20 protein-coding genes and 1 pseudogene are annotated in these 25,246 nt (G+C 36.2%); 9 read left to right on the top strand and 12 right to left on the bottom strand.

Annotated elements, in window-relative coordinates:
• Positions 1-31 precede the first annotated feature (31 nt).
• The 5 genes from rlmD (at position 32) to EK417_RS04285 (ending at position 9,505) form a co-directional block, all read left to right on the top strand.
• Positions 32-1,444, top strand: a complete 1,413-nt coding sequence (gene rlmD / locus EK417_RS04265) for a 23S rRNA (uracil(1939)-C(5))-methyltransferase RlmD (protein ID WP_136521418.1) — start codon at positions 32-34, stop codon at positions 1,442-1,444.
• Positions 1,445-1,469: 25 nt separating this feature from the next.
• Positions 1,470-1,946, top strand: a complete 477-nt coding sequence (locus tag EK417_RS04270; protein ID WP_076594959.1) for a DUF6452 family protein — start codon at positions 1,470-1,472, stop codon at positions 1,944-1,946.
• Complete coding sequence (locus EK417_RS04275; RefSeq protein WP_076594960.1) at positions 1,912-2,577, top strand: DUF6048 family protein; 666 nt, start codon at positions 1,912-1,914, stop codon at positions 2,575-2,577. Before EK417_RS04270 ends, EK417_RS04275 begins: the two co-directional genes overlap by 35 nt.
• A 317-nt stretch (positions 2,578-2,894) precedes the next feature.
• Complete coding sequence (locus EK417_RS04280) at positions 2,895-4,907, top strand: M43 family zinc metalloprotease (RefSeq protein WP_136521419.1); 2,013 nt, start codon at positions 2,895-2,897, stop codon at positions 4,905-4,907.
• A 167-nt stretch (positions 4,908-5,074) separates the two neighbouring features.
• Positions 5,075-9,505, top strand: a complete 4,431-nt coding sequence (locus tag EK417_RS04285) for a GEVED domain-containing protein (RefSeq protein ID WP_136521420.1) — start codon at positions 5,075-5,077, stop codon at positions 9,503-9,505.
• A gap of 148 nt (positions 9,506-9,653) precedes the next feature.
• On the opposite strand, the gene coaE is transcribed toward EK417_RS04285, so the two are convergent.
• From coaE to ruvB, 4 genes are read right to left on the bottom strand one after another with little or no spacing between them, the layout of a single operon-like run.
• Positions 9,654-10,283: a dephospho-CoA kinase gene (gene coaE / locus EK417_RS04290; protein ID WP_136521421.1), complete on the bottom strand. Its 630-nt coding sequence runs from the start codon at positions 10,281-10,283 to the stop codon at positions 9,654-9,656.
• Between the two features lie 9 nt (positions 10,284-10,292).
• Complete coding sequence (locus EK417_RS04295) at positions 10,293-11,159, bottom strand: MBL fold metallo-hydrolase (protein ID WP_136521422.1); 867 nt, start codon at positions 11,157-11,159, stop codon at positions 10,293-10,295.
• 13 nt (positions 11,160-11,172) lie between these two features.
• A complete protein-coding gene (locus EK417_RS04300; RefSeq protein WP_136521423.1) occupies positions 11,173-11,784 on the bottom strand; it encodes an FMN-binding negative transcriptional regulator in 612 nt (203 codons plus the stop codon).
• A gap of 49 nt (positions 11,785-11,833) precedes the next feature.
• A complete protein-coding gene (gene ruvB, locus EK417_RS04305; protein WP_076594966.1) occupies positions 11,834-12,856 on the bottom strand; it encodes a Holliday junction branch migration DNA helicase RuvB in 1,023 nt (340 codons plus the stop codon).
• Between the two features lie 259 nt (positions 12,857-13,115).
• Between ruvB and hutI the strand changes: the two genes are divergently transcribed.
• The 4 genes from hutI (at position 13,116) to EK417_RS04325 (ending at position 17,110) form a co-directional block, all read left to right on the top strand.
• Entirely contained in the window at positions 13,116-14,339 is a 1,224-nt protein-coding gene (gene hutI, locus EK417_RS04310) for an imidazolonepropionase (RefSeq protein WP_136521424.1), read from the top strand.
• A gap of 15 nt (positions 14,340-14,354) precedes the next feature.
• A complete protein-coding gene (locus EK417_RS04315; RefSeq protein WP_110368374.1) occupies positions 14,355-14,756 on the top strand; it encodes a hypothetical protein in 402 nt (133 codons plus the stop codon).
• 8 nt (positions 14,757-14,764) lie between these two features.
• Positions 14,765-15,679: a formimidoylglutamase gene (gene hutG, locus EK417_RS04320; protein WP_110368375.1), complete on the top strand. Its 915-nt coding sequence runs from the start codon at positions 14,765-14,767 to the stop codon at positions 15,677-15,679.
• 138 nt (positions 15,680-15,817) lie between these two features.
• Positions 15,818-17,110, top strand: coding sequence for an aldehyde dehydrogenase family protein (locus EK417_RS04325; RefSeq protein ID WP_136521425.1), 1,293 nt, complete (start codon positions 15,818-15,820; stop codon positions 17,108-17,110).
• A 185-nt stretch (positions 17,111-17,295) separates the two neighbouring features.
• Here EK417_RS04325 and pyk read toward each other — a convergent pair whose 3' ends face one another.
• From pyk to EK417_RS04360, 8 genes and pseudogenes are all read right to left on the bottom strand, one after another.
• Positions 17,296-18,741 (bottom strand): pyruvate kinase, encoded by a 1,446-nt coding sequence (gene pyk, locus EK417_RS04330; RefSeq protein WP_076594970.1) that lies wholly within the window; start codon positions 18,739-18,741, stop codon positions 17,296-17,298.
• Positions 18,734-19,207, bottom strand: a complete 474-nt coding sequence (locus EK417_RS04335) for an IPExxxVDY family protein (RefSeq protein ID WP_110368377.1) — start codon at positions 19,205-19,207, stop codon at positions 18,734-18,736. Before EK417_RS04335 ends, pyk begins: the two co-directional genes overlap by 8 nt.
• Complete coding sequence (gene rnc / locus EK417_RS04340; protein ID WP_062675799.1) at positions 19,185-19,949, bottom strand: ribonuclease III; 765 nt, start codon at positions 19,947-19,949, stop codon at positions 19,185-19,187. Before rnc ends, EK417_RS04335 begins: the two co-directional genes overlap by 23 nt.
• A 9-nt stretch (positions 19,950-19,958) precedes the next feature.
• On the bottom strand, positions 19,959-21,203 hold the full coding sequence (gene fabF / locus EK417_RS04345; RefSeq protein ID WP_034693118.1) for a beta-ketoacyl-ACP synthase II: 1,245 nt from the start codon (positions 21,201-21,203) through the stop codon (positions 19,959-19,961).
• A 34-nt stretch (positions 21,204-21,237) separates the two neighbouring features.
• A complete protein-coding gene (locus EK417_RS04350) occupies positions 21,238-21,477 on the bottom strand; it encodes an acyl carrier protein (RefSeq protein WP_002976354.1) in 240 nt (79 codons plus the stop codon).
• 905 nt (positions 21,478-22,382) lie between these two features.
• Positions 22,383-22,829: pseudogene (locus EK417_RS21510) on the bottom strand (ISL3 family transposase).
• A complete protein-coding gene (locus EK417_RS21515; RefSeq protein ID WP_262709806.1) occupies positions 22,759-22,980 on the bottom strand; it encodes a transposase in 222 nt (73 codons plus the stop codon). Before EK417_RS21515 ends, EK417_RS21510 begins: the two are co-directional and overlap by 71 nt.
• A gap of 809 nt (positions 22,981-23,789) precedes the next feature.
• Positions 23,790-25,013: a tyrosine-type recombinase/integrase gene (locus EK417_RS04360; protein WP_136521426.1), complete on the bottom strand. Its 1,224-nt coding sequence runs from the start codon at positions 25,011-25,013 to the stop codon at positions 23,790-23,792.
• Between the last annotated feature and the right edge of the window lie 233 nt (positions 25,014-25,246).

Here is a 25,246-nt window from a genome sequence, read left to right on the forward strand (position 1 = left end):
AGTTTCAATTAGGAAAATAGAAAATTTTAGAATGAGTAGGAAGAAAAAAAGAGATCTAGTTCTTGAAAATATAAAACTATTGACAGCCGGAGCTAAAGGGGTGGCAATAGGGAAAACAGACGAAGGTAAAACTGTAATGGTTTCCGGGGCAATTCCCGGTGATATTGTGAATGTGAGAGTGAAAAAAGCAAAGTCAAAATATTATGAAGGCGAAGCAATTGAAGTTCTTGAAAAATCACCATACAGAGTAGAGCCTAAATGTATCCACTTTGGTACTTGCGGAGGATGCAAATGGCAGAATATGAGCTATGAAAAGCAGCTTGATTTTAAACAGGAAGAAGTATATAATAATATTAAAAGAATCGGAGGAATTGATGACTTTGTAACCGTGCCAATTCTGGGATCTGAAGAACAGTATTTTTATAGAAACAAAATGGAGTTTTCCTTCTCTAACGCAAGATGGCTTACTCAATACGAAATCAGTTCCGAAGAGAATTTCGGGAGCAAAGATGCTTTAGGTTTTCATATTCCTGGGATGTGGAGCAAAATCCTGGATTTGAAGGAGTGTTTCCTTCAGGAAGATCCTTCCAATGCTATAAGACTGGCTGTAAAAGAATACGGTGTTAATAATGGCTTGGATTTCTTTGATGTAAGAAATCAGGAAGGTTTCCTTAGAACCTTGATGATGAGACAGAACTCAAAAGGAGAGTGGATGGTTCTTTTCCAGCTTTACAGAGAAGAAAAAGAAAACAGAGAAAAGCTTTTTGAATTCTTATTAGAAAAATTTCCGCAGATTAAAACGTTGGTATATGCCATCAACCCTAAACAGAATGACTCTATTTATGATTTAAATATCAATGTGTACTTCGGGGAAGGTTATCTTATGGAAGAGATGGATGGGCTGCATTTTAAGATAGGGCCGAAATCATTCTTCCAAACCAACTACAAACAGGCATTGGAACTATACAGAAAAACATTGGAATTTGCAGATCTGAAAGGCAATGAAGTAGTATATGATCTTTATACAGGAACTGGAACAATCGCCCAGTATGTAGCAAGAAATGCAAAACAGGTCATCGGAATAGAATCTGTACAGGAAGCCATAGATGCAGCAATAGAACATGCGGCATTGAACGGATTGACAAACACAACATTCTATTGTGGAGATATGAAAGATATTTTCAATGACGAATTCATGGCAAACCACCCTAAAGCAGATGTATTAATCACAGATCCACCAAGAGATGGAATGCATCAGAAGGTGGTAGAACAGATTCTTAAGCTTTCACCGGAAAAAGTAGTTTATGTAAGCTGTAATTCGGCAACACAGGCAAGAGATCTGGCATTGATGAAAGAACATTATACTTTAGTGAAGATCTTACCGGTAGATATGTTTCCGCAAACACACCATGTTGAGAATATTGCATTGCTGATTAAAAAATAAATTTATTTAAATTTGAAATCTTAATATGAAGTACTTTAAATTTCTCATAGCGATCTGCTTTTTAGGAATGCTTTTTTCCTGTGGAGGTGACGATGATATTTGTGAAAGCGGAGAAGGAACCCCCAGAATGAAGGTAGCCTTCAGGTCGATGGATAGTGGAAAAGAGAAGACTCTGGATTCACTCTATGTTGCGGTAGATTATGGTGCCGGAAAGGTAGATCTGGGAGGAGTTGCAAAGATTGATTCCAGATTAATTCCTTTACGTGTAGACAGCTCACCGTATACAGACGTTTATTTTAAACTTACCAAAAAGGGTGCGGAATCTAAAGTAAGGATTAAGTATACTACAAAATCAACTTATGTATCTCCGGGATGCGGGATTAAAAAGTCATATGAGAATTTAAGTTCAGAATTGTTAACTCCTAATCCGGTGCTAAAGCTGGAGGCCGGACAAAATCAAATAGAGAATGAAGACAAGACTAATCTTTACCTTTCTTTTTAGTTTTTTTGGAATAATAAGCTGGGCTCAGGACAAAAAAAAGGAAGCAGAGAAGAAGGTTCACGAAAAATATGAACCTAATTTTATGGTTGGCCTTGATGTATTGAATACCGGAGCCGGATTTTTTTCGGATAGAAAACTATATCAGGGATTTATCTCTTCAAAAATCAGAGGAAATGTTCATGCCATTGCAGAAGCCGGTTTTGAGAAAAACGTATATCAGAAGAATGGATATGATGCCAAGGCAAACGGTCCCTTTGTTAAGTTGGGGGCTTTCTATATGCTCGCAAAAGATGCTGAAAATGAATTCAACGGTTTTTATGCAGGAGGAAAAGTGGGAGGATCATTTTATAATCAGGAGTATATGGCGGTTCCCGTTCGTGGATTTGGTGGAAGTAACTCCTCTGAAGCATTTCCCTCATCCTCTCAGTCTTCTTTTTGGCTGGAAGGAACTATAGGAGGAAGGGTGCAGTTATTCAGCTCCAATTTTTATATAGATGTAAATCTTCAGCCAAGATATATGGTATACACTTCCAAACAGGATGATATCTCTCCGATGATTGTTCCGGGTTTTGGAAAAAGTTCTTCGAAGTTTAATATGGGATTTGCATGGAATATTGCTTATAAGTTTTAAATATAGATATTTTAAATAAAAAGTACCCTGGGGAAATTTTCCCAGGGTACTTTTTATTATTGTTCTATTTTGAAGGTATGGGTAGAAATGATTTTTTATTTTTTTAATTATTGTAATGCATATATTAATTTATTAATATGAATATATTGTTTTTGTTATGAGAGATTATGAATGTAAACGAATGTATGAAAAGTGAGTATTTGTGTGAATTGTTGGTTAGTGTTTGTGTTTTAGTATAACTTGTTGATTATTTTTTTTAAATATATTATAAATTTTGTTAAAAACTAATATATTTGTAAAGTTTATAAAAATTAAAGATGCAAAAATCTACTACTTCAAAATCACTCTTTTTATTGCCTTTATTATGTGCTGGTTTAATGAGCGCACAAAATACTGGCTGGATAGGACAGAAGAAAGAATCTGCTGCCAAATCTCCACAGGAACTTGCAAAAACTAACGGTTTCGATAGATGCGGTACAACAGAATATGAAGACTTCTTAAGAAAACATTTTCCGGGAAGGCTTACTACAGAGCAGTTTGAAGATTGGTTGAGACCATTAATTCAAAAGGCTAAGAATGAAAAATCACAAAATGGAGGTATTGTCACTATTCCTGTAGTTGTTCACGTTATTCATGGTGGGCAGGCAGTAGGTACAGCTCCAAATATTGTAGATGAGCAGGTGATGTCTCAGATTACAGTAATGAATCAGGATTTCCGGAAATTAATGGGAACTCCGGGGTATAATACCAATGCTGTAGGAGCAGACGTACAAATTCAGTTTGCATTGGCAAAAGTAGATCCAAATGGAAACCCTACCAACGGAATTGATAGAGTAAACTTATGTCAGTCTTCTTTTAAGAAAGATGCTATTGATGCTTATGTAAAGCCTGAAACGATTTGGGATCCTACTCAATATATGAATATGTGGAGCGTGGAGTTTGCTTCTCCAAATACGAATTTGTTAGGATATGCTCAATTCCCTGATGGTTCTAACCTTCCAGGATTAAATCCGCTTGGTGGATATGGTAAAACGGACGGGGTTGTTGCAAACTTTGCTACATTTGGAACCAGTGATTTAAATAATGGTACTTTTATGCTATCGGCTCCTTATGACAAAGGAAGAACAATGACTCACGAGGTAGGGCACTTTTTAGGATTAAGACATATCTGGGGAGATGCTACTTGTGGGGATGATTATTGTGCAGATACTCCTACGGCTCACACTTCTAATGGTGGTTGTCCTACTAACATTGCGAGTTGTAATGATGCTTCAGTGATGGAAATGGTTCAAAACTATATGGATTATACCAATGATACCTGTATGAATATCTTTACAATTAATCAAAAAGATAGAATTACAGCAGTTATGAATAATTCTCCAAGAAGAGCTTCGTTGAAGACTTCGGTTAAAGATATCGCGATTCCATTATTTGCAAATGATGCGGAGGTTAAATTAGAAAGAACTTGTTCTGCTGTCACTTGTTCAGGATCATTGAACGTTCCAGTATCTTTGTATAACAGAGGAACAGGAGTGCTTACTTCAGCTCAGATCACTTATACAATTAATGGTATTGCACAAACTCCTTATAACTGGACAGGTAGCCTTGCTCAGGATAAATCTCAGTTGCTTAGCCTTCCGGTTACAGCGGGTACAATGGGTGGTCCAATGACAATCAGTATCAGTACTGTAAATGGAGGAGCAGATCAAAGAGCTTCCAATAATACAATTAATGATACTTATGTAGGAGCACCAATGCCTGTGGCTCAGAATGTAGTATTTAATCTTCAATTAGATTATTACGGATCTGAAACAAGCTGGACATTAAAGAATAGTGCAGGAACTACTGTTTACAGTGGAAGCGGTTATGCAGATCAAACAACACCTACTCTTCCGGCATTGATTACCCAAAACTGGACATTAAGTACAGATGACTGTTATACTTTCACAATTAATGACTCTTATGGAGACGGTATTGGTCTAGATGGAGGATATTATAACATCAAAACTACTTCAGGAACTGTTCTATTATCTGGTGGTAGCTTCACAACTTCTCAAAGAAAAGTAATGAAAGCTCAGACCTTAGGTACAAGTGAAGTTGATAAGAAAAATAATTTCGGAATCTATCCAAACCCTGTAAGTGATTTCTTAAATGTAACAAAAGTATCTACTAAAGCTACATTTGAAATTCATAATGCAGTGGGTCAACTTGTGAAAAAAGGAACAATTGATAACAACAAAGTAAATGTAGGTGAATTACTAAGAGGAAATTATATTATTACTGTAAAAGATAATAATATTTCAGAAAACTTTAAATTTATCAAAAAATAAAGATAACCTTTAAATATTAGTAAATCCCCGGGAACTCCCGGGGATTTCTTTATTTAGAGTATAAGTGAAAAAAATATTGTTTTTTTTCAGAAAAAACCCAAATGCACTTATAAATTAATAATAAAAAATGATTAGATTTGTGTGATTAATATTATAATGAAAACATTATGAAGAAACTCTTTACCTCTTTAATTCTGTTTCTCTGTTTGATTTGTACAGGCTTTGTATCCAAAGTCTCGGCTCAGGCAGGGCAGATTGGGACAGGAACAGGTACCTCTGTGTATCTTCCCATACGTTCCTATTATGGGTATAGTTATTCTCAGCAGATCTACACTGCTGCGGAACTTACGACTGCCATCGGTACGTCGAACTATATCACGGCTATAAAGTTTTATTCCACCACCGTTGCAACCTCTCAGGCTGTATATAAGGATTGGGTGGTATACATGGGAAACACAACCCAGAATAACTTTGCCTCTAATACAAACTGGATTCCATTAAGTTCACTGACTCAGGTGTATGCCGGAGATTTACCTACCCTATCAAATGGAAACTGGGTAACTCTTCAATTGGCTACTCCATTTTTATGGAATGGAACAGACAATCTTGTGGTTGCTGTAAATGAAAAAACTCCAGGCTATGCATCTTCACCAGGTACGGCCTGGGGATCTTATAATGCCGGGGCCAACCGAGGGATCATCTATTATGAGGATACTGCGAATCCAGATCCTGCAGCACCTCCTTCTGCAAAAGACAGACTCGCAGATATTCCTAGAATACAGTTGGAAAGCCAACCGCTTTCAGCTTGTTCAGCGGCTCCGCCTACTAATATTGCAGTTTCAAATCTTACAACAACTTCTGCTAATGTGAGCTGGTATCTTTCTGCAGGAGCCACTTATGTGGTAAGATACAGGCCTGTATCAGGTGGACCTTGGATAACAATCAATGTTACAACTCCTTTGGTCGGAAACCAGCTTATTACCGGATTAACTGAGCAGACCCAGTATGAAGTTCAGGTAGCCACTGTTTGTGGTGGTTCACAGGGAGCATTCTCTTCCAGCACCAACTTTACAACTCCAGCACTCACTTATTGTAATTCCGCTGCGACAAGTACTTTTATTGATGGATATATCAATCAGGTTTCTGTTAATGCACAAGGAGCCCCATCCATGTACAGTAACTCTGGTCAGAGTGGTTATACAGATTATAGTACAGATCCTACAAGAGTAGTTACTTTAGTAAGAGGGGGGACTGCTACCGTTTCAGTTTCAAAAACGTGGCCAGGTACTCAATATAGTTTCTTGACTGGAGTTTGGATTGATTTTAACCGTAATGGTGTTTTTGAAGCCACTGAAAGAGTGCTTACTTCACCAAGTAATACAACAACTCCGGTTACAGCAAACTTTACAATACCAACTGTTGCTGGTGGTGTTTACACTGGAAACCTGACTACAAAAATGCGTGTTGTATTAAACGAGTACAGCCCTATTAATGCTTGTGGAACATACTCTTACGGTGAAACCGAAGACTATGCTGTAAAATTTATAGACTTATCAACTTGTACTACAGCACCACCATCTAATATTACGGTAAATAACGTAACTCCTTCCTCTGCTAATGTTACCTGGACATCAGCTACTGGGGCTACTTATATAGTAAGATACAGAGTTTCTCCTTCTGGTGCATGGCAGCAGATTGCAGTAAATACACCATTAATCAGTAATCAAATTCTTACAGGATTATTGGAGCAGACTACATATGAAGTACAGGTTGCTACTGTTTGTGGGGGAACAACAGGTGCTTTCTCACCAAGTGTTACCTTTACAACACCGGCTCTTACTTATTGTACGGCTGGCCCTACAAGTAATACTGCTACAAGTGGATATATTAATAATGTAACTGTTACTCCTACGAATACTCCTATTATGTTGAGTAATTCCGGATCTGACAATTATAAAGACTATACCACAGATGCTACAAGAGTAGTGATCTTTGAAAGAGGTTCAGCAAATAATAAAATTTCTGTAAACAAATACTGGCCAGGTTCTCCTTCTTCATATGGAGTTTCTGCTTGGGTAGATTTTAACAGAAACGGAACATTTGAAACCAGTGAGAGAATTCTTAATACTACCTATAACACAACTACTCCTGTAACGGCTACTTTTGCAGTACCTACAGTGGCAAGTGGTAATGTGTATACAGGAACTCTTCCTACCCGTATGCGTGTAGTAATGAGATATTTTGATAATGCTAATCCTTGTGGTACATTCAGTCAGGGAGAAGTAGAAGATTATGCAGTAAAATTTGTAGATGCTCAACCTTGTTCAACAGCTGCTCCAACAAATATTACAGTGAATAATATCGCTGCTACTACAGCAACTGTATCATGGGTTGCTACTGCTGGTGCTACGTATAATATAAGATGGAGAGTTGCCCCAAGTGGAGCTTGGCAAACAGCAACAGTTCCTGCTGGTCAGAACTTCTACGGAATTACTGGTCTTACAGAACAGACTAATTATGAGGTTCAGGTTTCTACAACTTGTAACGGTTCTACAGGATCTTACTCATCATCAGTAATATTTACAACACCCCCATTGTCTTACTGTCCAATGACGGGTACCGGAACGAATGACCATATTTCGAATGTAACAGTTACCTCTTCGAACCTGGGTGTTCCGCCAATGAATAATACTTCAGTACAGACAAATTATATCAGCTATACTACTCCGGAAACTCTTATTACTCTGGATGTAGATTCTCAGAATAATAAAATCTCTGTAGCAAAAGGATGGACAGGTGCAACAGGTAACGATGCTGTAACAGCTTGGATCGACTTTGACAGAAACGGACAGTTTACTGATACTGAGAGAATTTTAATTTCTCCAGCCAATACAACGACTCCGGTTACTGCTACTTTTGCGGTTCCTTCAAATGCTTACACAGGACCATTAACAACTACAATGAGAGTTGTGCTGAAGCGTACAAGTGCTCCTACAATGTGTCAGAATGCAATAGATGGGGAAGTAGAAGACTATAGAGTAAGAATCAGACCTTGCAGCAATGCAACTCCTAATGCACCAACATTTACAACAACGCATACAACAGCTACTGTAACAATCACAGGAGCAGGAGTGAGCTATGTGGTAAGATACAGAGTTCAGGGAACAACTGCCTGGACGCAGGTATATGCTTCCGCACAATTAGGTAACCTTCCGTTAGTAATCAGCGGACTGGTACCAGCTACTACTTATGAAGTAGAAGTTGCAGCTATTTGTGGAGACATTGTTGGAACAGCAACACCAATTAAAACGTTTACTACAAGATGTGATCCTACTCCTCCAAATGTAACTGTAAGTACTATCACACCAACAACTGCATTGATTACATGGTCTCCGCTTGCGGCAAGTTCTACGTATACAATGAGATGGAGAAAAGTAGGTACTACAACATGGGCTACTATAAGTTTACCGGCAGCTCCTGCAAATACTTATGTATTAGGAAGTGTAACTCCTTTAGAGCCATATACTACTTATGAAGTTCAGATTGCTAACCAATGTAACGGGGAAACTACACTAAATCCATATTCTAACCCTAAAGTATTTACTACAGAAAGAATATGCCAGATTCCGCCTCCAGGATTAACAATTACCCAATTGCTTCCTACATCAGCGGCGATCCAATGGGATCCGTTCCCGGGAGCAACATATGTTCTTAGATACAGAAAAGTGGGTATTCCAAGCTGGACAGAAGTACCATCATTAGTTAATAACATTGTATTAACAGGTCTTGCAGAATTAACGAAATATGAAATGCAGGTAGTGAATATCTGTAATGGTACACCAGGAAACTATACTCCTCCTTACTACTTTACAACACCTACAGTAATCTACTGTAAGATGAAAGCAGAAAACTCTACAGGTGAGCATATTTCCAAAGTTACAGTGAAGCCTACAGGTAAGAAAACAATGGAGAATGAATCCGGAGCATCTACATATACAGATTATACCGGAGTTCCTAAAACATTCATCGAAATGATCCAGGGATCTACTGACAATGAGATCATCATTGAGAAAAAATGGACAGGAACTACTTATAACGAAGGAATCGCAGTTTGGATTGACTTCAACAGAAACGGAGAGTTTGATATCAATGAAAGAGTATTCACTTCTTCACCAAATTCAAACAGCCCTGTTTCAGGTAAATTCAATGTTCCTGCAGATGCTTTTGTAAGTATGACAGATTATAAGTATGTAGTGATGAGAGTTGCCATGTCTAGAGACGGTATCCCTGTAAACTGTGCTGACTTCAAAAACGGAGAGGTAGAGGATTACACGGTAAGAATCTCTAAACCGGTTGTTGCTAACCCAATTGATCAGACCAGTGTTATGATTTATCCTAACCCGGTAAGCTCAGTATTGTTTGTGAAAAATGTTAGCAAAAGAGCTAAGTATAAGATCTACAATGCTGCAGGACAGGTTATCGCTGATGGTATCTTACTGAACAACCAGATCAACGTAAGCAGATTGATTAACGGTGTTTATGTTATTGATATTGATGATAACGGTAATACTACTCAAAAGAAATTTATCAAAGAATAAGATATTTAAATTTCAATAGAATAAGCCTCCAGAAATGGAGGCTTATTTTTTGGGTAATGTGGTCAAAAATATCTCAGGTGAACCTGCTGCTCCTAAGAAATATTTTTACAGAAAAAACTCGTTAGAAAAGCTTCTAACGAGTTTTTATTTATTCAATACTGAAGATCACTTTTTCAGTTTGTTCTTTTAAATCTTCCAGATTGGTATTGTTATAGATAATACAATCTGCCATTTTAATTTTATCCCTTTCGGGCATTTGTTTTTCCATGACAGTTTCTACCTCACGGTAGGTTTTATAATCCCTGTCCATTACTCTTTTGATCCTGATATTATCCTCGGCAGTTACCAGAAGAGACTTATAACATTGTCTGTTAAGCTTCAGTTCAAATAATAAAGCTGTTTCTTTAAAAACTAAATATTTGCTTTGTTTCCTTACCCAGTTTTCAAAATCAATTTTTACAGCAGGATGAATAATCTCATTCAATTGTTGAAGCAGATCTCTGTTATTAAAAACTTTATCTGCTACAAACTTTCTGTCATACAATCCGTTCTCATCATATGAATCTTCGCCTAGAAGTTCTTTGATTTTTATTTTCAGATCTTCACTCTCATTGACAATGGTTTTTGCTCTGTCATCGGAATAATAAACCGGAAAACCGAATTCCTCTATAAAGCGCGCTACTGTGGTTTTTCCAGAGCCTATTCCTCCTGTTAAGCCAATGATCTTGGGTGCTGGTTCCGGCTCTGTCTGCGGGGTTTCTGAATGTAATTCTTCCATGATTAAAAATTAATATCCAAAAACATCATTAAAGCTAAACGTTTCATCGAGTCTTACCCCTTTATCGGTCATTTTAAGACTTGCAAGCTCATTATGGGCATCATGCTCAAAGAACAATAAATACTCGTTGTCTACACACTGCTTAAGGAATTTTCCTTTTTCTTCCAGTGTTAAAAGAGGTCTTGTATCATATCCCATCACATATACCTGGTTGATATGTCCTGCTGTAGGAATAAGATCTGCAGCAAAAACAACTGTTTTTTCCTGATACTGGATAACCGGAAGCATCTGCTTTTCGGTATGCCCGTCTACGAAGATAACGTCCATTTTCAGATCCGGAGCGAAACCGTAGTTTCCGGTAGTGGGAAGTGGCAAAAAGTTAAGCTGCCCGCTTTCCTGCATGGGCATAATGTTTTCCTTCAGGAAACTTGCTTTTTCTCTTGCATTGGGTTCTGTTGCCCACTGCCAGTGATTTTCATTAGTCCAGAAATTAGCATTTTTAAAGGCTGGTCTGTATCCGGTTCTTTCGTCATTCCATTCTATAGCTCCACCACAGTGGTCAAAGTGAAGGTGAGTAAGGAATACATCCGTAATATCTTCCTTTATAAAGCCATATTTTTTAAGATTTTTATCAAGACTATCATCTCCCCAAAGAGAGTAGTGACCGAAAAATTTGTCATCCTGTTTATTACCAAGACCGCAGTCTACAAGGATCAGTTTTTTTCCATCTTCAATAAGAAGGGAACGGGTTCCCAGCTCGATTAGGTTTTTTTCGTCTGCCGGATTCGTTTTTTCCCACAGACTCTTCGGGACGACTCCGAACATAGCACCGCCGTCCAGTTTAAATTTTCCACATTGTATTGGATATAACTTCATATGTATATTTTGATTATTTCTTTATTAATTTCATTTTCTCCGCAATTTTTCTCGCGTTATCATCAGATTGTTCAAGCTGGCTGATAATAGTATTAAAATCAGATTCTTTTCTGTTTTGAGAAAGTTTTTGTTTGATAAATATTTCAGTAGGAATTATTTTAATCCCAAAAGCTCCTTTCATTTCTTTTTCCACAAATTCCCTTCCCATATCTTCTACCATCATTGGACATTGCTGAAAACTTTCGTACTTGGACGTTAATTTATCCAAATGAGCATAGAGTTCATCATGATTCATTATTTCAACTGTTCCATGAATCTGCACCGCTTCATAATTCCAGGTAGAAACATTAATATGATCATACCAGCTGCTGGATATATAAGTGTGAGCTCCCAAAAAATCACAAAGAACTTCATCTCCATCATTTAAGGTTTTTGCCTGAGGATTGGCCCTTGAAATATGAGTTTCAATATAAGCATTTTCAGGATCATCTTCATTAAGCATCATCATGGAATGAGTAGCTCTAATCTTATCAACGGAAGAAATCAGTAAAGCAAAAGAGTTTTCTTTGATAATCTCTCTCATCAAATCGTAATCTTCACTTCTGTATAATTTAGGTATAAACATAAACTAATCAATTCGCATTAACATTAAACCATAAACTCGAAATTTTGAATTAAAATAGTTCTCCCGGGTTTTTAGGTCTTGTAATATTCAAATGTTTGTAAGCCTTGTCGGTAACTTCCCGTCCTCTGGGAGTTCTGATAATAAACCCTTCCTGAATCAGAAACGGTTCATAAACTTCTTCCAGTGTTTCAGGATTTTCAGCAATAGATGTTGCCAGAGCAGAAATACCAACCGGCTTTCCTTTAAAGTTTTCAATCATGACGCGCATGATCTTATTATCCATTTCATCCAGACCAAATTCGTCCACATTTAAAGAATCCAAAGCATATTTGGTGATCTTGATCTCAATCTCACCATTTCCTTTAATCTCAGCGAAATCACGTACCCTTCTCAGTAGTGCATTGGCGATCCTCGGTGTTCCACGGCTTCTTCTTGCAATTTCTATGGCAGCATCTTCATAGATGACAACACCTAAAACCCTTGAACTTCTCTGAATAATGGTTGACAAAAGTTCAATAGAATAATATTCCAGCCTGCTCTGAATCCCAAATCTGGCAAGCATTGGCTTTGTAAGCATACCACTTCTTGTAGTAGCTCCCACCAGAGTAAAAGGATTCAGCCCTATCTGTACACTTCTGGCATTAGGACCTGTTTCCAGCATAATATCAATCTTGTAATCCTCCATTGCAGAATACAGGTATTCCTCTACTACAGGAGAAAGACGGTGAATCTCATCAATGAAAAGAACATCATTTTCCTCAAGATTGGTCAATAAACCAGCTAAACTTCCGGGCTTATCCAATACAGGGCCCGAAGTAACCTTGCAGTTTACCCCAAGTTCATTAGCAATAATATTGGCCAAAGTAGTTTTACCCAGTCCCGGCGGACCGTGTAATAAAACATGATCTAGTGCTCCGCCACGTCTTTTTGCAGCGGTAACAAAAACCTCAAGGTTCTCCAGCGTTTTTCTCTGCCCCGCAAAATCTTTAAAGCTCTGGGGACGGATCTGTTCTTCCTGCATCAGCTCCTCGTTTGAGTAGTTTTCCTTATCTGGATGTAAAAAATCTGGCATTAATTCATTTCATTTACTTCAAAGATAGCAAATTTAGACAAAGGTTGAAGGGCAGATTGAGAAAACGTTGAGATTGATACAGAGGTTGAAGTCAGCGTTGAAAATGAGAACAGCTAAGATTTAAATAATTGGGATATTTTAAGTATTTTTGAGAGAAGAAATTATTAATAAAAATTAATAAAATTTTGAATGTTGAGAAACAGATACTGATATAAGAATGTGTCAGCTTGAATCTAAACATCACATTAACTTTAAACTAATGAAATTAATAGGACCATTCAAACAGGTGGTAACACTTGCTAACTTACCCTTAAGAGGAAAACTTTCTGATGACCAGCTTGAAATTATTGCAGACGGAGGAATTGTAGTAGATCAGAATATTATCCGGAAAGTTGGAAATTTCGAAACATTAAAAACAGAAAATCCTACTATAGAATTTGAATATATTGAAGGAGAGCAAATTGTTCTTCCTGCTTTTGTAGATTCACATACCCATATTTGTTTCGGAGGAAACCGTGCCAACGATTTTGCCATGCGTAATGCCGGGAAAACTTATCTTGAGATTGCGGAAAGCGGCGGCGGAATCTGGAGTTCCGTACAGCATACGAGAAATGCTTCAGAAGAAGTATTATTAAAAACTTTAGTTGAAAGAATCAATTTTTTGCTTGATCTGGGAATTACAACTATTGAAGTGAAGAGCGGTTATGGTCTGGATGTGGAAAATGAGCTGAAAATGCTCAGAATTATTAAAAAAGCACAGCAAGAAACAAAGGCAACTTTAGTTCCTACCTGTCTTTCTGCCCACTTAAAACCCAGAGATTTTGAAGGTAGCAATCCTGAATATCTTGAATATATCATTACCGAAATTTTACCAAAAGTAAAAGAAGAAGGATTGGCAAACAGAGTAGATATTTTTATTGAAAAATCTGCTTTTCAGCCTGAGGAAAGTAAGGATTTCTTACGTAAAGCAAAAGAATTAGGCTTTGAAATTACGGTTCACGCAGATCAGTTTACCCCTGGAAGCTCAAGAATTGCGGTGGAAGTGGGAGCAAAATCTGCGGACCATCTGGAAGCAACCATAGATGAAGATATTCAGTTCCTGGCAGAATCAGATACCGTGGCGACAGCTCTGCCAGGGGCGAGTCTGGGATTAGGTGAGAAATTTACTCCGGCTAGAAAATTATTAGATGCAGGAGCTATCGTAGCCATAGCAAGTGACTGGAATCCGGGATCGGCACCCATGGGGAATTTGATTACCCAGGCATCTATTCTGGCTACATTTCAGAAGCTGACGACAGCCGAGGTGTTAGCAGGAATGACTTTCCGTGCTGCTTATGCATTGAACCTTAAAGACAGAGGACAATTGGAAGCAGGAAAAAAAGCCGATTTTGTCACTTTTAAAACCAATAATTTCCAGAATGTATTGTATAATCAGGGAAGCTTGAGCGCGGAAAATGTTTATATCAATGGAAATAAGAAGTAGTAAAAAAACACGATCATGAAAATTAAATTAGAAGAGATTAAAGAAAAATATGTCTCTCTTGGAGTTGCAGAAAAAAACGTTGATTATGCATTAAATGCTGTAAAAGCGGGCACAAAAAAAGATTTTATTATAAAGAATTTGACTTCAGATATTAGAAAAGTGGATGCAGCTACTGCCAATAGCATGCTGGATGAAATGTTTGCTGCAAACGGTGGAGAATTTAAATATGAAAATAGAGGAGGATATCTTTATTCTACCTTTTACTTAATTGCTATTGTTGCTTTAGGCGTTGTGACTTTTTATTTTAGTAAAGAAAATAGAAGCATGCAATTTAAATTCGGTGGTGCTTTATTAGTGTTTATAGTTTTATTTTTCAGAACATTTATACCTACCATCAGAGGGAGGTTTAGAGAATAATTTAGATTATGATTTGGCAAGGCAGATTAGACGGAGAAGAACTTCTCTATCACAGATTATTTCAAAGGGTAAAAGAAGAACACAATTACGATAATATTTCTACAGGAGATTTTGCACTACATGGTTTTGCTGTAGATGAAGGAGTAAGGAGAAACAAAGGCCGTCAGGGCGCGAAAGATGCTCCGGATGTGATCAGGAAAAATATGTCTAATTTTCCGGTAATTCTTCCTGACTTTTCAATGCTTGACTTTGGGAATGTTACCTGTGAAGACGGTAATCTGGAAAATACTCAGAATAATCTTGCCAAAAATGTCTCAAAAGTACTTTTAAAAGGAGGGAAATCTCTTGTTTTGGGTGGAGGTCATGAAGTGACTTATGCTCATTATCTGGGCGTAAAAACAGCTTTTCCGGAACAAAAAATAGGGATCATCAATATCGATGCCCATTTCGATAACAGACAGCCGGAAAAAGGAGTAGGACCAAGTTCCGGAACTGGTTTCTGGCAGATTGCTCAGGAAGGTCCTATCCATTCTTTGCATATTGGAATCCAGAGAAACTCCAATACATTGAAGCTTTTTGATACAGCCCATCAGTACGGAATGAAATATATTCTGGCAGATGAACTGTTTTTTGAAAATCTTAGCTCCATCTATCAACGTATTGATGAACTGCTGAACAGTGTAGATTATGCCTATCTTACCATTTGCATGGACGTCTTTAATGCATCCGTTGCTCCGGGAGTTTCTGCTGCGGCTTATAATGGTATCTTTGCAGATACAGCTTTTATGCATTTTTACAGACATATCTTAAAAAATAAAAAATTGGTAGCGCTGGATGTGGCAGAAGTAAACCCTTCTTTCGATATCCAGGACAGAACCGCAAGACTGGCAGCATGTCTTGTAAATGAATGGCTAATGATGTAAGATAAAGTTATATTCTTCCGATAGAGAAAATCATTATTTTATTGACCCTTAAGGAATGAAATTTGCTGATTTCACCGTGCTTTTAAAATAAAAGCGCTCATAAATTCATTAGCTGAATTTAAAACAGAAATTTATATTATGGAACAATTAATTGAAAGCAAGCTTATTAAAGCAGATAAAGCGTTTTCAGTGTGGAGAAAAGTGCCGTTTGAGGAAAGGCAGAAGTTAATTGCAAAAGCAGCGGGAATTTTAAAAAATAATTCGGAGAAATTTGGAAAAATAATTACAACAGAAATGAATAAACCCATTTCAGAATCTATTGCTGAAGTGGAAAAGTGTGCTTTAATGATGAATTATTATGCAGACGCTGAGAATACTTTACAACCTGAAAAAGTAGAATCAGAATTTGCTTACTCTGAAGTTCACTATGCTCCAAAAGGGGTAATTTTAGGGGTGATGCCATGGAACTTTCCTTTCTGGCAGGTACTGAGATTTGCTACTCCTGCAATTTTGGCTGGAAATACAATAGTTTTGAAACATGCTTCAATTTGTTTTGGTAGTGGAAATGCCATTGAAGAAGTTCTTTTGGAAGCAGGTTTTCCGGAAGGTATTTTTCAGAATCTTGAAGTAGGACATAAAGTAGTAAAAGAAATTCTTGAACATGACACTGTAAAAGGAGTAAGCTTAACAGGCAGCGGAAAAGCAGGAGGAGAAGTAGCTTCAATAGCAGGCTTAAATATCAAAAAATCTTTACTTGAATTAGGCGGAAGTGATGCTTTTATCATTTTTGATGATGCAGATCTTGAAGAAGCCGCTAAAGCCGGTGTAAAATCAAGACTTCAAAATTGCGGACAAACCTGTACTGCAGCAAAAAGATTTATCATTGATGAAAAGATCGGGGATACATTTTTACCAATCTTCATTGAAGAATACAAAAAATATGAGATTGGAGATCCTTTAGATAAAGAAACCAAACTGGCAGGAATGGCAAGACCCGATCTTGCCGATGAACTTGAAGCTCAGTTTAACAGAGCATTGGAAAATGGTGCAGAAATTATTATTCCTTTGGAAAGAGTTTCTGAAAATGAATTTAATCCTGGTTTAATCAGAGTTCAGGAAGGTAATCCTATTTTAAAAGAAGAGCTTTTCGGACCTCTGGGTATGGTTATGATTGCAAAAACTGATGAGGAAGCTTTACAGATGGCGAATGATATTCCTTTCGGTCTTTCCAATTCTGTATGGACTAAAAATAAAGAACGCCAGTTATTCTTCATTGAAAACCTTGAATCCGGAACAGTCAATATCAACCGTATGACAAGCTCTGATCCACGTTTTCCGTTTGGAGGATCAAAAGCTTCCGGATATGGAACAGAACTATCTTTATTGGCTTTAAAAGAATTTGTGACCGCTAAGACGATTGTAGGTAACTAAATTAGGTATAATGTCATTGTTGGGAATCGAGTCTCAGGTTTTTTTCACTTCACTCCGTTTCGTTCAGAATGACAAACTGCCGTTTATCAGTTAACAGTCTACTTTACACTATAAATAAAAAACTCCCGGAAATTTATTTCCGGGAGTTTTTTTATGCTTTTACAAAAAGTAATTTTGCTTATTGCTTATACTGTTGTCAGTCTCAATGTATTTGTTTTTCCCCCTTCATAGGATGGAGTAGCATTGATGTTGATTACGAAATCTCCGGTTTCGATATAACCATAGTTGTGTGTTAACATATTTACCTGGATAATCGTTTCATCAGTAGATTTTTTCATGTCATAATAGTATGCGTGAACACCCCAAAGAAGGTTCAGCATCGTGATAACTCTTCTGTTACCGCTGTATACGATAATATGAGAGTTAGGTCTGTGTGCTGCAAGCTGGAATGCGGTGTACCCGGAGTGAGTAAGCGTTACGATAGCAGAAACGTTAGTTGTTTTAGCAATTCTTACCGCTGCAAGACAAACCCTGTTGGTAATGAATCTTTCATCGATACAGTTATAATCTTTCTCGATAGGCTCATTTTTGTGTTGGTAGAAATGAGTAGTTTCAATATTCTTTACAATTTTAGCCATGTTTTCCACAACCTGTACCGGATATCTACCTACCGAAGTTTCTCCGGAAAGCATTACAGCATCAGCTCCGTCCAGTACAGAGTTGGCCACGTCATTTACTTCCGCTCTTGTTGGTGTTAAACTGTTGATCATCGTTTCCATCATCTGGGTAGCAATGATGACCGGCTTGGAATAGAATCTCGCTTTTTCTACCAGGTTTTTCTGGATGGCAGGAACTTCCTCCATCGGAACTTCTACTCCAAGATCTCCACGGGCTACCATTAATCCATCACATTCAAGAAGGATTTCATCAATATTTTTAACGCCTTCAGGCTTTTCAATCTTCGCAATAATCGGAGTTTTGAATTTACCATTTGGATGCGCTTTAATAAGCTCCTTCAAGTCGATAATATCCTGAGCATGACGAACAAATGATAAGGCAATCCAGTCAACTTCCATGTCAAGCATGAAATTAGCATCCTGAACATCTTTTTCTGTTAATGCAGGAAGAGAAACATTTGTATTAGGGAGATTAACTCCTTTTTTAGAACTTAGCGGACCTCCCTGAATAGTTTTTGCTTTTACAGTATCTTTTTCATTGGTTTCAATAACCTCCAGCATTAGTTTCCCATCATCAATAAGAATTCTTTCCCCTACTTTTACATCTTGTGGAAACTGTTGGTATGTCATGTATACCTTAGTGGAATCTCCCTCCATCTTTTCATTGGTGAAAGTCAGAATATCACCTGGATTCAGATAAGATCCTTCCTTTACAACTCCCACTCTCAGCTTAGGACCCTGAAGGTCTCCCAGGATTCCCACAGAATAACCATACTCATTGTTTAGCTCTCTAATTATTTCAATATTTTTTCGAACTAAGTCGTAATCTGCATGGGAAAAATTTATTCTGAAAATATCAACACCCGCTTTCATTAAATCTAACATTACCTCCTTCGACGATGAAGCAGGCCCTAGTGTTGCGATAATTTTTGTCTTCTTTAAATACTTATTCATAATACTGGATAATTTGATAAAGTTCCTCATCAGAACTCAGTGTATAATCTTGAATTGGAAAAACAAGATTTTCAGGGAGCAAAATTACGGAAAAATCAGGAAACTGTTCCGAACTATGCAGAATATATTCCACATCTACCTGATTATTTAATAAAAATTTAATGTTCTCTTCTTCTGTAAAGAGTTCTGTCTGAATTTTTTTTTGCTTACTTTCAGAAGATTTATTGGAAATGAAGGTAAAACAAGTCTTTGTATACTTGTGATAGCCTTCATATCTTGGAAAAAAATAATCATAATATCCCCCATGAAAGACAAGATCTTTCTTTCTTGAAAAACTAAGGTTATTGGTTTGATTTATTTTGTAGAAAAACTCGTGAGCAGGTATATCTTTGGCTAATCTTACCAATCCTATGGCAATATCTTCAAATTCTATATCATCAAGATCATAAAGTTTTTGAATTTCCAAGTATATTTTCTTTTTTATTTAAAATATAAAATGCCCTCTGTGCTGCTTTTTCCTCTGCTTTCTTCTTGGAAGTCTCTGTTGCATTGGCAATTTTTTCGTCTCCAAGCCATACATGGCATCTGAATACGATAGATTTATTAGCCTGTATTTCCTCGCAGGTTTCGTACTTTATATTCACCTTCTTTTTCTGGCTCCATTCGAGCAGAAGACCTTTATAGCTCACAATTTTGTTTTCAAGCTTATTGATCTCGGAAGGGGTCAGTAATTTTTCCAGAATAATCCTTTTACAGGTATCATAATGGAAGTCTAAATAAACAGCACCAATTAAGGCTTCGAACAAATTTCCAGAGATATTTTCTCCCAAAGCTGATGAGCTGTTTTGCTTTTGCAAAAGGCTGGTAAGCTTGAGATCTTCTCCTAATTTATTGAGGTTTTTCCTATTAACAATCTTAGATTTCATTTGTGTCAGATATCCCTCATTGGCCTGAGGATATGTCTGGAACAAATGACAAGAAATAATTGTACCCAAAACAGAGTCTCCCAAAAATTCAAGTCTTTCGTAATTGCTGTCTTGATTTTTAGAAGAATTTTTCAAAGAAAAAGCTTCGCGGTAAAGAGCTATATTCTGTACCTCTGTACCTAATACTTTTCTAAGCTCGGTACTGAGAAAATACTCTCTCTCCGTTAATTGTCTTTTTCTTTTTTTGAGAAGGAATTTAGAAAAGTATTTCTGTAACTCCATTCATTGAATTTAGATTTTCTTAAATAGAACGCAAGCGTTATGCCCGCCAAATCCGAAAGTATTGCTCATGGCTACTTTTACATCTTTCTTAACAGCTGTATTAAACGTAAAGTTAAGTCGGCTGTCAATATTTTCATCATCAGTAAAATGGTTGATGGTTGGAGGGACTGTACCATGAATAATAGTTCCCAATGCAGCGATAGCTTCAATAACACCTGCAGCACCTAAAAGATGGCCAGTCATTGATTTTGTGGAATTAATTTGAATGTCATAAGCATGCTCGCCTAATAATTTCGAAATTGCATTGGATTCTGCGATGTCTCCTAATGGAGTAGATGTACCATGCATGTTGATATGATCTACTTCATCAGCAGTTAAGCCTGCATCTTCCAGACAACTTTTCATTACCAGATAAGCGCCAAGACCTTCAGGATGTGGAGCAGTCATGTGATGTGCATCAGCACTCAGACCTCCTCCCAGTAATTCTGCATAAATTGTAGCACCACGTTTTACGGCGTGCTCATATTCTTCAAGAACAATACATCCTGCACCCTCACCTAGCACAAATCCATCTCTGTCTTTGTCAAAAGGTCTTGAAGCTGTTTTAGGATCGTCGTTTCTTGTAGAAAGTGCCATCATTGCGTTGAATCCACCGACACCACTTGCTGTAACGGCTGCTTCAGAGCCTCCGCACACAATCACGTCTGCTTTTCCTAACTGGATCAGCATTTTGGAATCAATTATAGCATTTGCTGAAGAGGCACATGCAGATACAGTAGTGTAGTTTGGTCCGTGGAAACCGTATTCAATTGAGATATGTCCTGGAGTGATATCCGCAATCATTTTTGGGATAAAGAAAGGGTTGAATCTCGGAATTTCCGTATTGGCCCATCCTAAAACTTCAGTTTCAAAAGTCTCTAATCCTCCGATTCCGGAGCCCCAGATTACACCAACTCTGTTTTTATCTACATTGTCTTCAATAATGCCGGAATGCGCTACTGCTTCTCTTGCAGCAACAAGTCCCAATTGAGTATTTCTATCCATTTTTTTAGCCTCTTTCTTATCGAAATGCTGTAACGGATCGAAATTTTTTACCTCGCAAGCGAACTTTGTTTTAAAGTTTGTGGCATCAAAAAGAGTAATCGGAGCGGCACCGCTCTCACCTTTCACAAGATTTTCCCAGTATTCTTTTGCATTATTTCCTATTGGTGTTATTGCTCCAAATCCGGTTACAACTACTCTTTTTAATTCCATAAACTTTGTTTAATTTCTTTTTTGTTGAAGAATATTATTTATTTACTACTTCTTCGATGTAAGCGATAGCGTGTCCTACAGTAGTAATTTTTTCAGCTTGGTCATCAGGGATCTGAATGTTAAATTCTTTTTCAAATTCCATGATTAACTCAACTGTATCTAGTGAATCAGCTCCTAAATCGTTAGTGAAGCTAGCTTCAGGAGTTACTTCTGTTTCTTCAACGTCAAGCTTATCAGCGATGATAGCTTTTACTCTTGATGCAATGTCTGACATAGTAAATTATTTTTTTAATTGTTAGATGGTGCAAATATATAAAATTCTTTACGATAAAACATTTTTTTAGTCTTTTTTGTGGACCGGAAGCTTTCATTTTAAATTGTTTTATTATAGTCTTTTCGTTTTCAGGAGGTTATATTTGCCTTCTATCAAGGAAGATAAAATCAATAATTGAATGACTAAGGGAGAAATAAAAGATAATCCTTTTGAACTTTATCATTGTTGTTTTGATTGATGAATGGTAAGCAGAAAAATGAGATTGTTTTATACTTATAAGTAAGAAGGCGTTTCAAATTTATATTCATAAAAAATTTCAAAAAGCTGTTTTTAATACAGTTATCATATTAATACCATACATATAATATATACAACATTCTGTTTTATAGGTGAAATTTGATATAAGATTGTCTTAAAAATAAAAAACCACTGAGAAATCAGTGGTTTTAGTGGAGTTGGAGGGATTCGAACTATCTGTTTAGACCTCTTTATTTATCAATATTTTCTAGAGTTGAGTTCAAGCTACTCACCGAATTACTCTCTTTGAAAATGTAGGTTTTAGATTCGTTTTGTTAGCCAAATATAATAACTTCTTTGGTCTTTTAAAGAATATATATAAGTTTTATGGAAAATTAGAAACGGGCTGCATTCAAAATCTTAAGAATTTTTGCTAGATGTTCAATACTCTATTGTTTAAGAATTTTTGAATGCTCAAGTATTTTTAAATGACTATCCTATAGAAAGAATCAATGCATGGCTAGATAGTTTCAGAATTATAGTTAACATTTGATACAATGCTAACAAGCTAGATAACTACACATTCAAAAATAAAAGGTAAGTAGCGGTTAAACGATTTTTTTTCTCGTTCTTAATATTAAAAATAGATCAAGCGTAAAATTTGGTGGCTAAGCTAAAAGTTTGGTTAATCTGAAGAGAAAAAATATTCTGTCTTTTACTCCTCTGAACTGCAATCTGAAGTTTTTTATTTTCACATTGAAAGATTCTGCAGCAGCATTTGTACTTCTTTGGTCAAAGTAGTTCAATATATATTTGTAATAATTCATTATTGTTTTTCTTAAGGTAGAAAAAGATGTAAAATTGGATTCTTACGCATTCCTGAACCAATCTGCCAGCCTTGTCATTGCTACAGATTTTGAAATATGCTGGGCATAAATTTTTCTAAGTCCATCGGTCAATTGATACGCCTTTTCAAGGTCAGGATATTCCCTGAAAAGAATATCACCTCTCTTCCTTTTAGACTCACTCCATTTACTGCGACTTTTATAAAGCAGATAATTGCTTCCGGGAATCTCCGTTTTCAAAAACTTCTGTATCCAAAGATTGTCCTTCAAAAGAATTTTTTATTTCAATAGCCTCCCAATGGTGTTTGATCCTAAGTTCTTTAAGAGGCTTTATGGCCAGTTTCTGAACATGAAAACGATCTATGACCTGTACTGCATGTGGGAAGAAACATTTGGAAATACGCTTTATGGAACCTGTCATATCCAAAGTAACCTCTTTTACCCTCAGCCGTAGTTTCCTGCTGATCTTTAAAAGATGTGTGATTACAAAATCACTCTAGGTAGCTTTTATGATGGCAACAATACTTCCTTTTAACCCTTTTGCTTGCTTAGAGGTAAGAACGGTATAAAGCTCGTCATTAGATAAAGCCACTTCGTCTAAGGATAAAGATTCTGAGAGGTTTTAAGGATAAATGATCCAGTCCTGTGCTTGAGGCTTTTGCTTCCAGCTATGATATTTACTGAGTTTATTCTTGTATTGTATCTGGAAAGTCTAGCCTTTGATACCGAAAAATTCTGCTATAACTTTGATAGAAAGAGCTTTAGTGTCGGCTGATTTTTTTTAAGAAGCCTGCCAGATCATTTGTTATGCGTGTTCCTTTCGCTACAAGATGCCAGTCTCTCTGAAGGGTTTCGCCGGAGGATTTGTCATTCTATATTCTTTTAACATAGAGTTTTACAATTTTACCCCGTAATGGGTAATTATCTACAATAATTTCAGGTAAAAAAACTTCGATTCCAGAAGTCTTTCTTTGAATTCATGGGGGTGCTGTTTTTTTATTAAAAAATAAATATGAAGTTCTGCATAATGAGATTCTGCTTTTAGGAAATCAAAGGTCTTCAACTAAAAATTTCGGAAGTGATAATTTAAGAAGTTCGTGATCGCTTAGCAATATGCAAAAATAAGGCTAATTAATATTCCCCCTCCCCAATTTTTGAGACTGATTTTTTAAAATAGACTTATGATAATTAACGATAATCGATTTATTTTTTTTAAAAATAACTTTAACTTTAACCTCTTTCGGTATATACTTTATCGAAATAATCTCCTAGTATTGTGATTCTTTCATGATTTATCGGATTTACATAATTTAAAAACATTCTCTCTGAGCTGTGGCCTGTGGCCTGTATAAGTAGTGAAGTGGGGATTCTGCCATAAAAATTGGATGCAAAGCTACGTCTTCCTATGTGGCTGCTAATGATCTTCCATTTTTCAGTTCGTATATCTTCACTTCGATATCCTATTCTCTTCTTTGCTTCTACTTTGCTTTCAATTCCTGCTAATGCTGCGATTTTTTTTATGTTCTCATTGTAAATTCCGATTTCAATAGGTTTTGGAAAAGAATTGCCATATTTTTTAATCACGTTTAAAACGGTTTGATGTAAGGGAAGTGTAATTTCTTTTTGAGTTTTACGCTGGGTAAAAGAAATGCATGTTTTTCCATTGATTTTTACAAGTTGTTTCTCATTGAATCTCATAAAATCAGATACCCTTTGTCCGGTATAACAGCTTATTAATAGCCAGTTTTTTGAGTCTTCAAGTTCCGGTGGTACAATTGTGTTTTTGATCTTTAGAATTTCCTGTTCATTTAGAATTATTATTTTTTTTGGAGTTTTTACTTTAGGAAGAGCAATGTTTTTGATATCTGTATTAAGTCCTTTTCTTTCTGCGAAATGCAAGATTGTCTTCAGAAAGTGGCATGTTCTGGATATTGTACTTTCAGAGTAAAGCTCTGCTTTTGCAAAATTATTAAATGATCTTATGAGTTCGGAATTAATATCGTGGATATAAATTGTGCGGGCAAGAAATCCTTCGAAATTTTCAATTAAACGCATAAATACCATATATCTTCTGTAAGTAGATAGTTGTACTGTATGTTGTTTTTCTCCTAAATATATAGAAATCATTGAAAGAAGTGATCCTTCTGGGTAGCTCTGTTCTTTGTAAAAAATTACTTTTTTGATCTCGGCATTTATTTTTTTTCTGTTTCCTTCTTTAATGAGTGGAGAGATTCTTATTTTTATCGAATTAAGGATGTAATTAAGCTCTTTATATTTTTTACAATATATGTTTTTGGGACGCTGTTTTTCATTGTCCCAATCGTTTTCTTCTATAAATAATGGTGTTTTGAAATATAAAATTTCATTTTTAATATTTTTTTTTGTAATTGATAAACATATCTTTTTAAAAGATTTATCAGTTTTCTCTTGCAATAGAAAAAATGTAAAAATCATTCTTTTTAATTTTAAGTATTTGTTAAATTTAATCAAAAAAAATGTAAATTATTAGTCAATAATAGACTAGTGATGCAAATTTAATATTTTTTTTCAAAAGTGGAAATATTATTCGTATTTTTTTTAAAATCAATGCTTTACTCACATAATATTGATTTAAAAAAATCCGTGTTTTACCTATAAACAAGGCTTATTTAAATCATACTTATCACAAAAAAAAAAAAAAAAAAAAA

The sequence above is a fragment of the Chryseobacterium candidae genome (genome assembly GCF_004916905.1).
In the GTDB taxonomy this organism is placed as follows: Bacteria; Bacteroidota; Bacteroidia; order Flavobacteriales; family Weeksellaceae; genus Chryseobacterium; species Chryseobacterium candidae.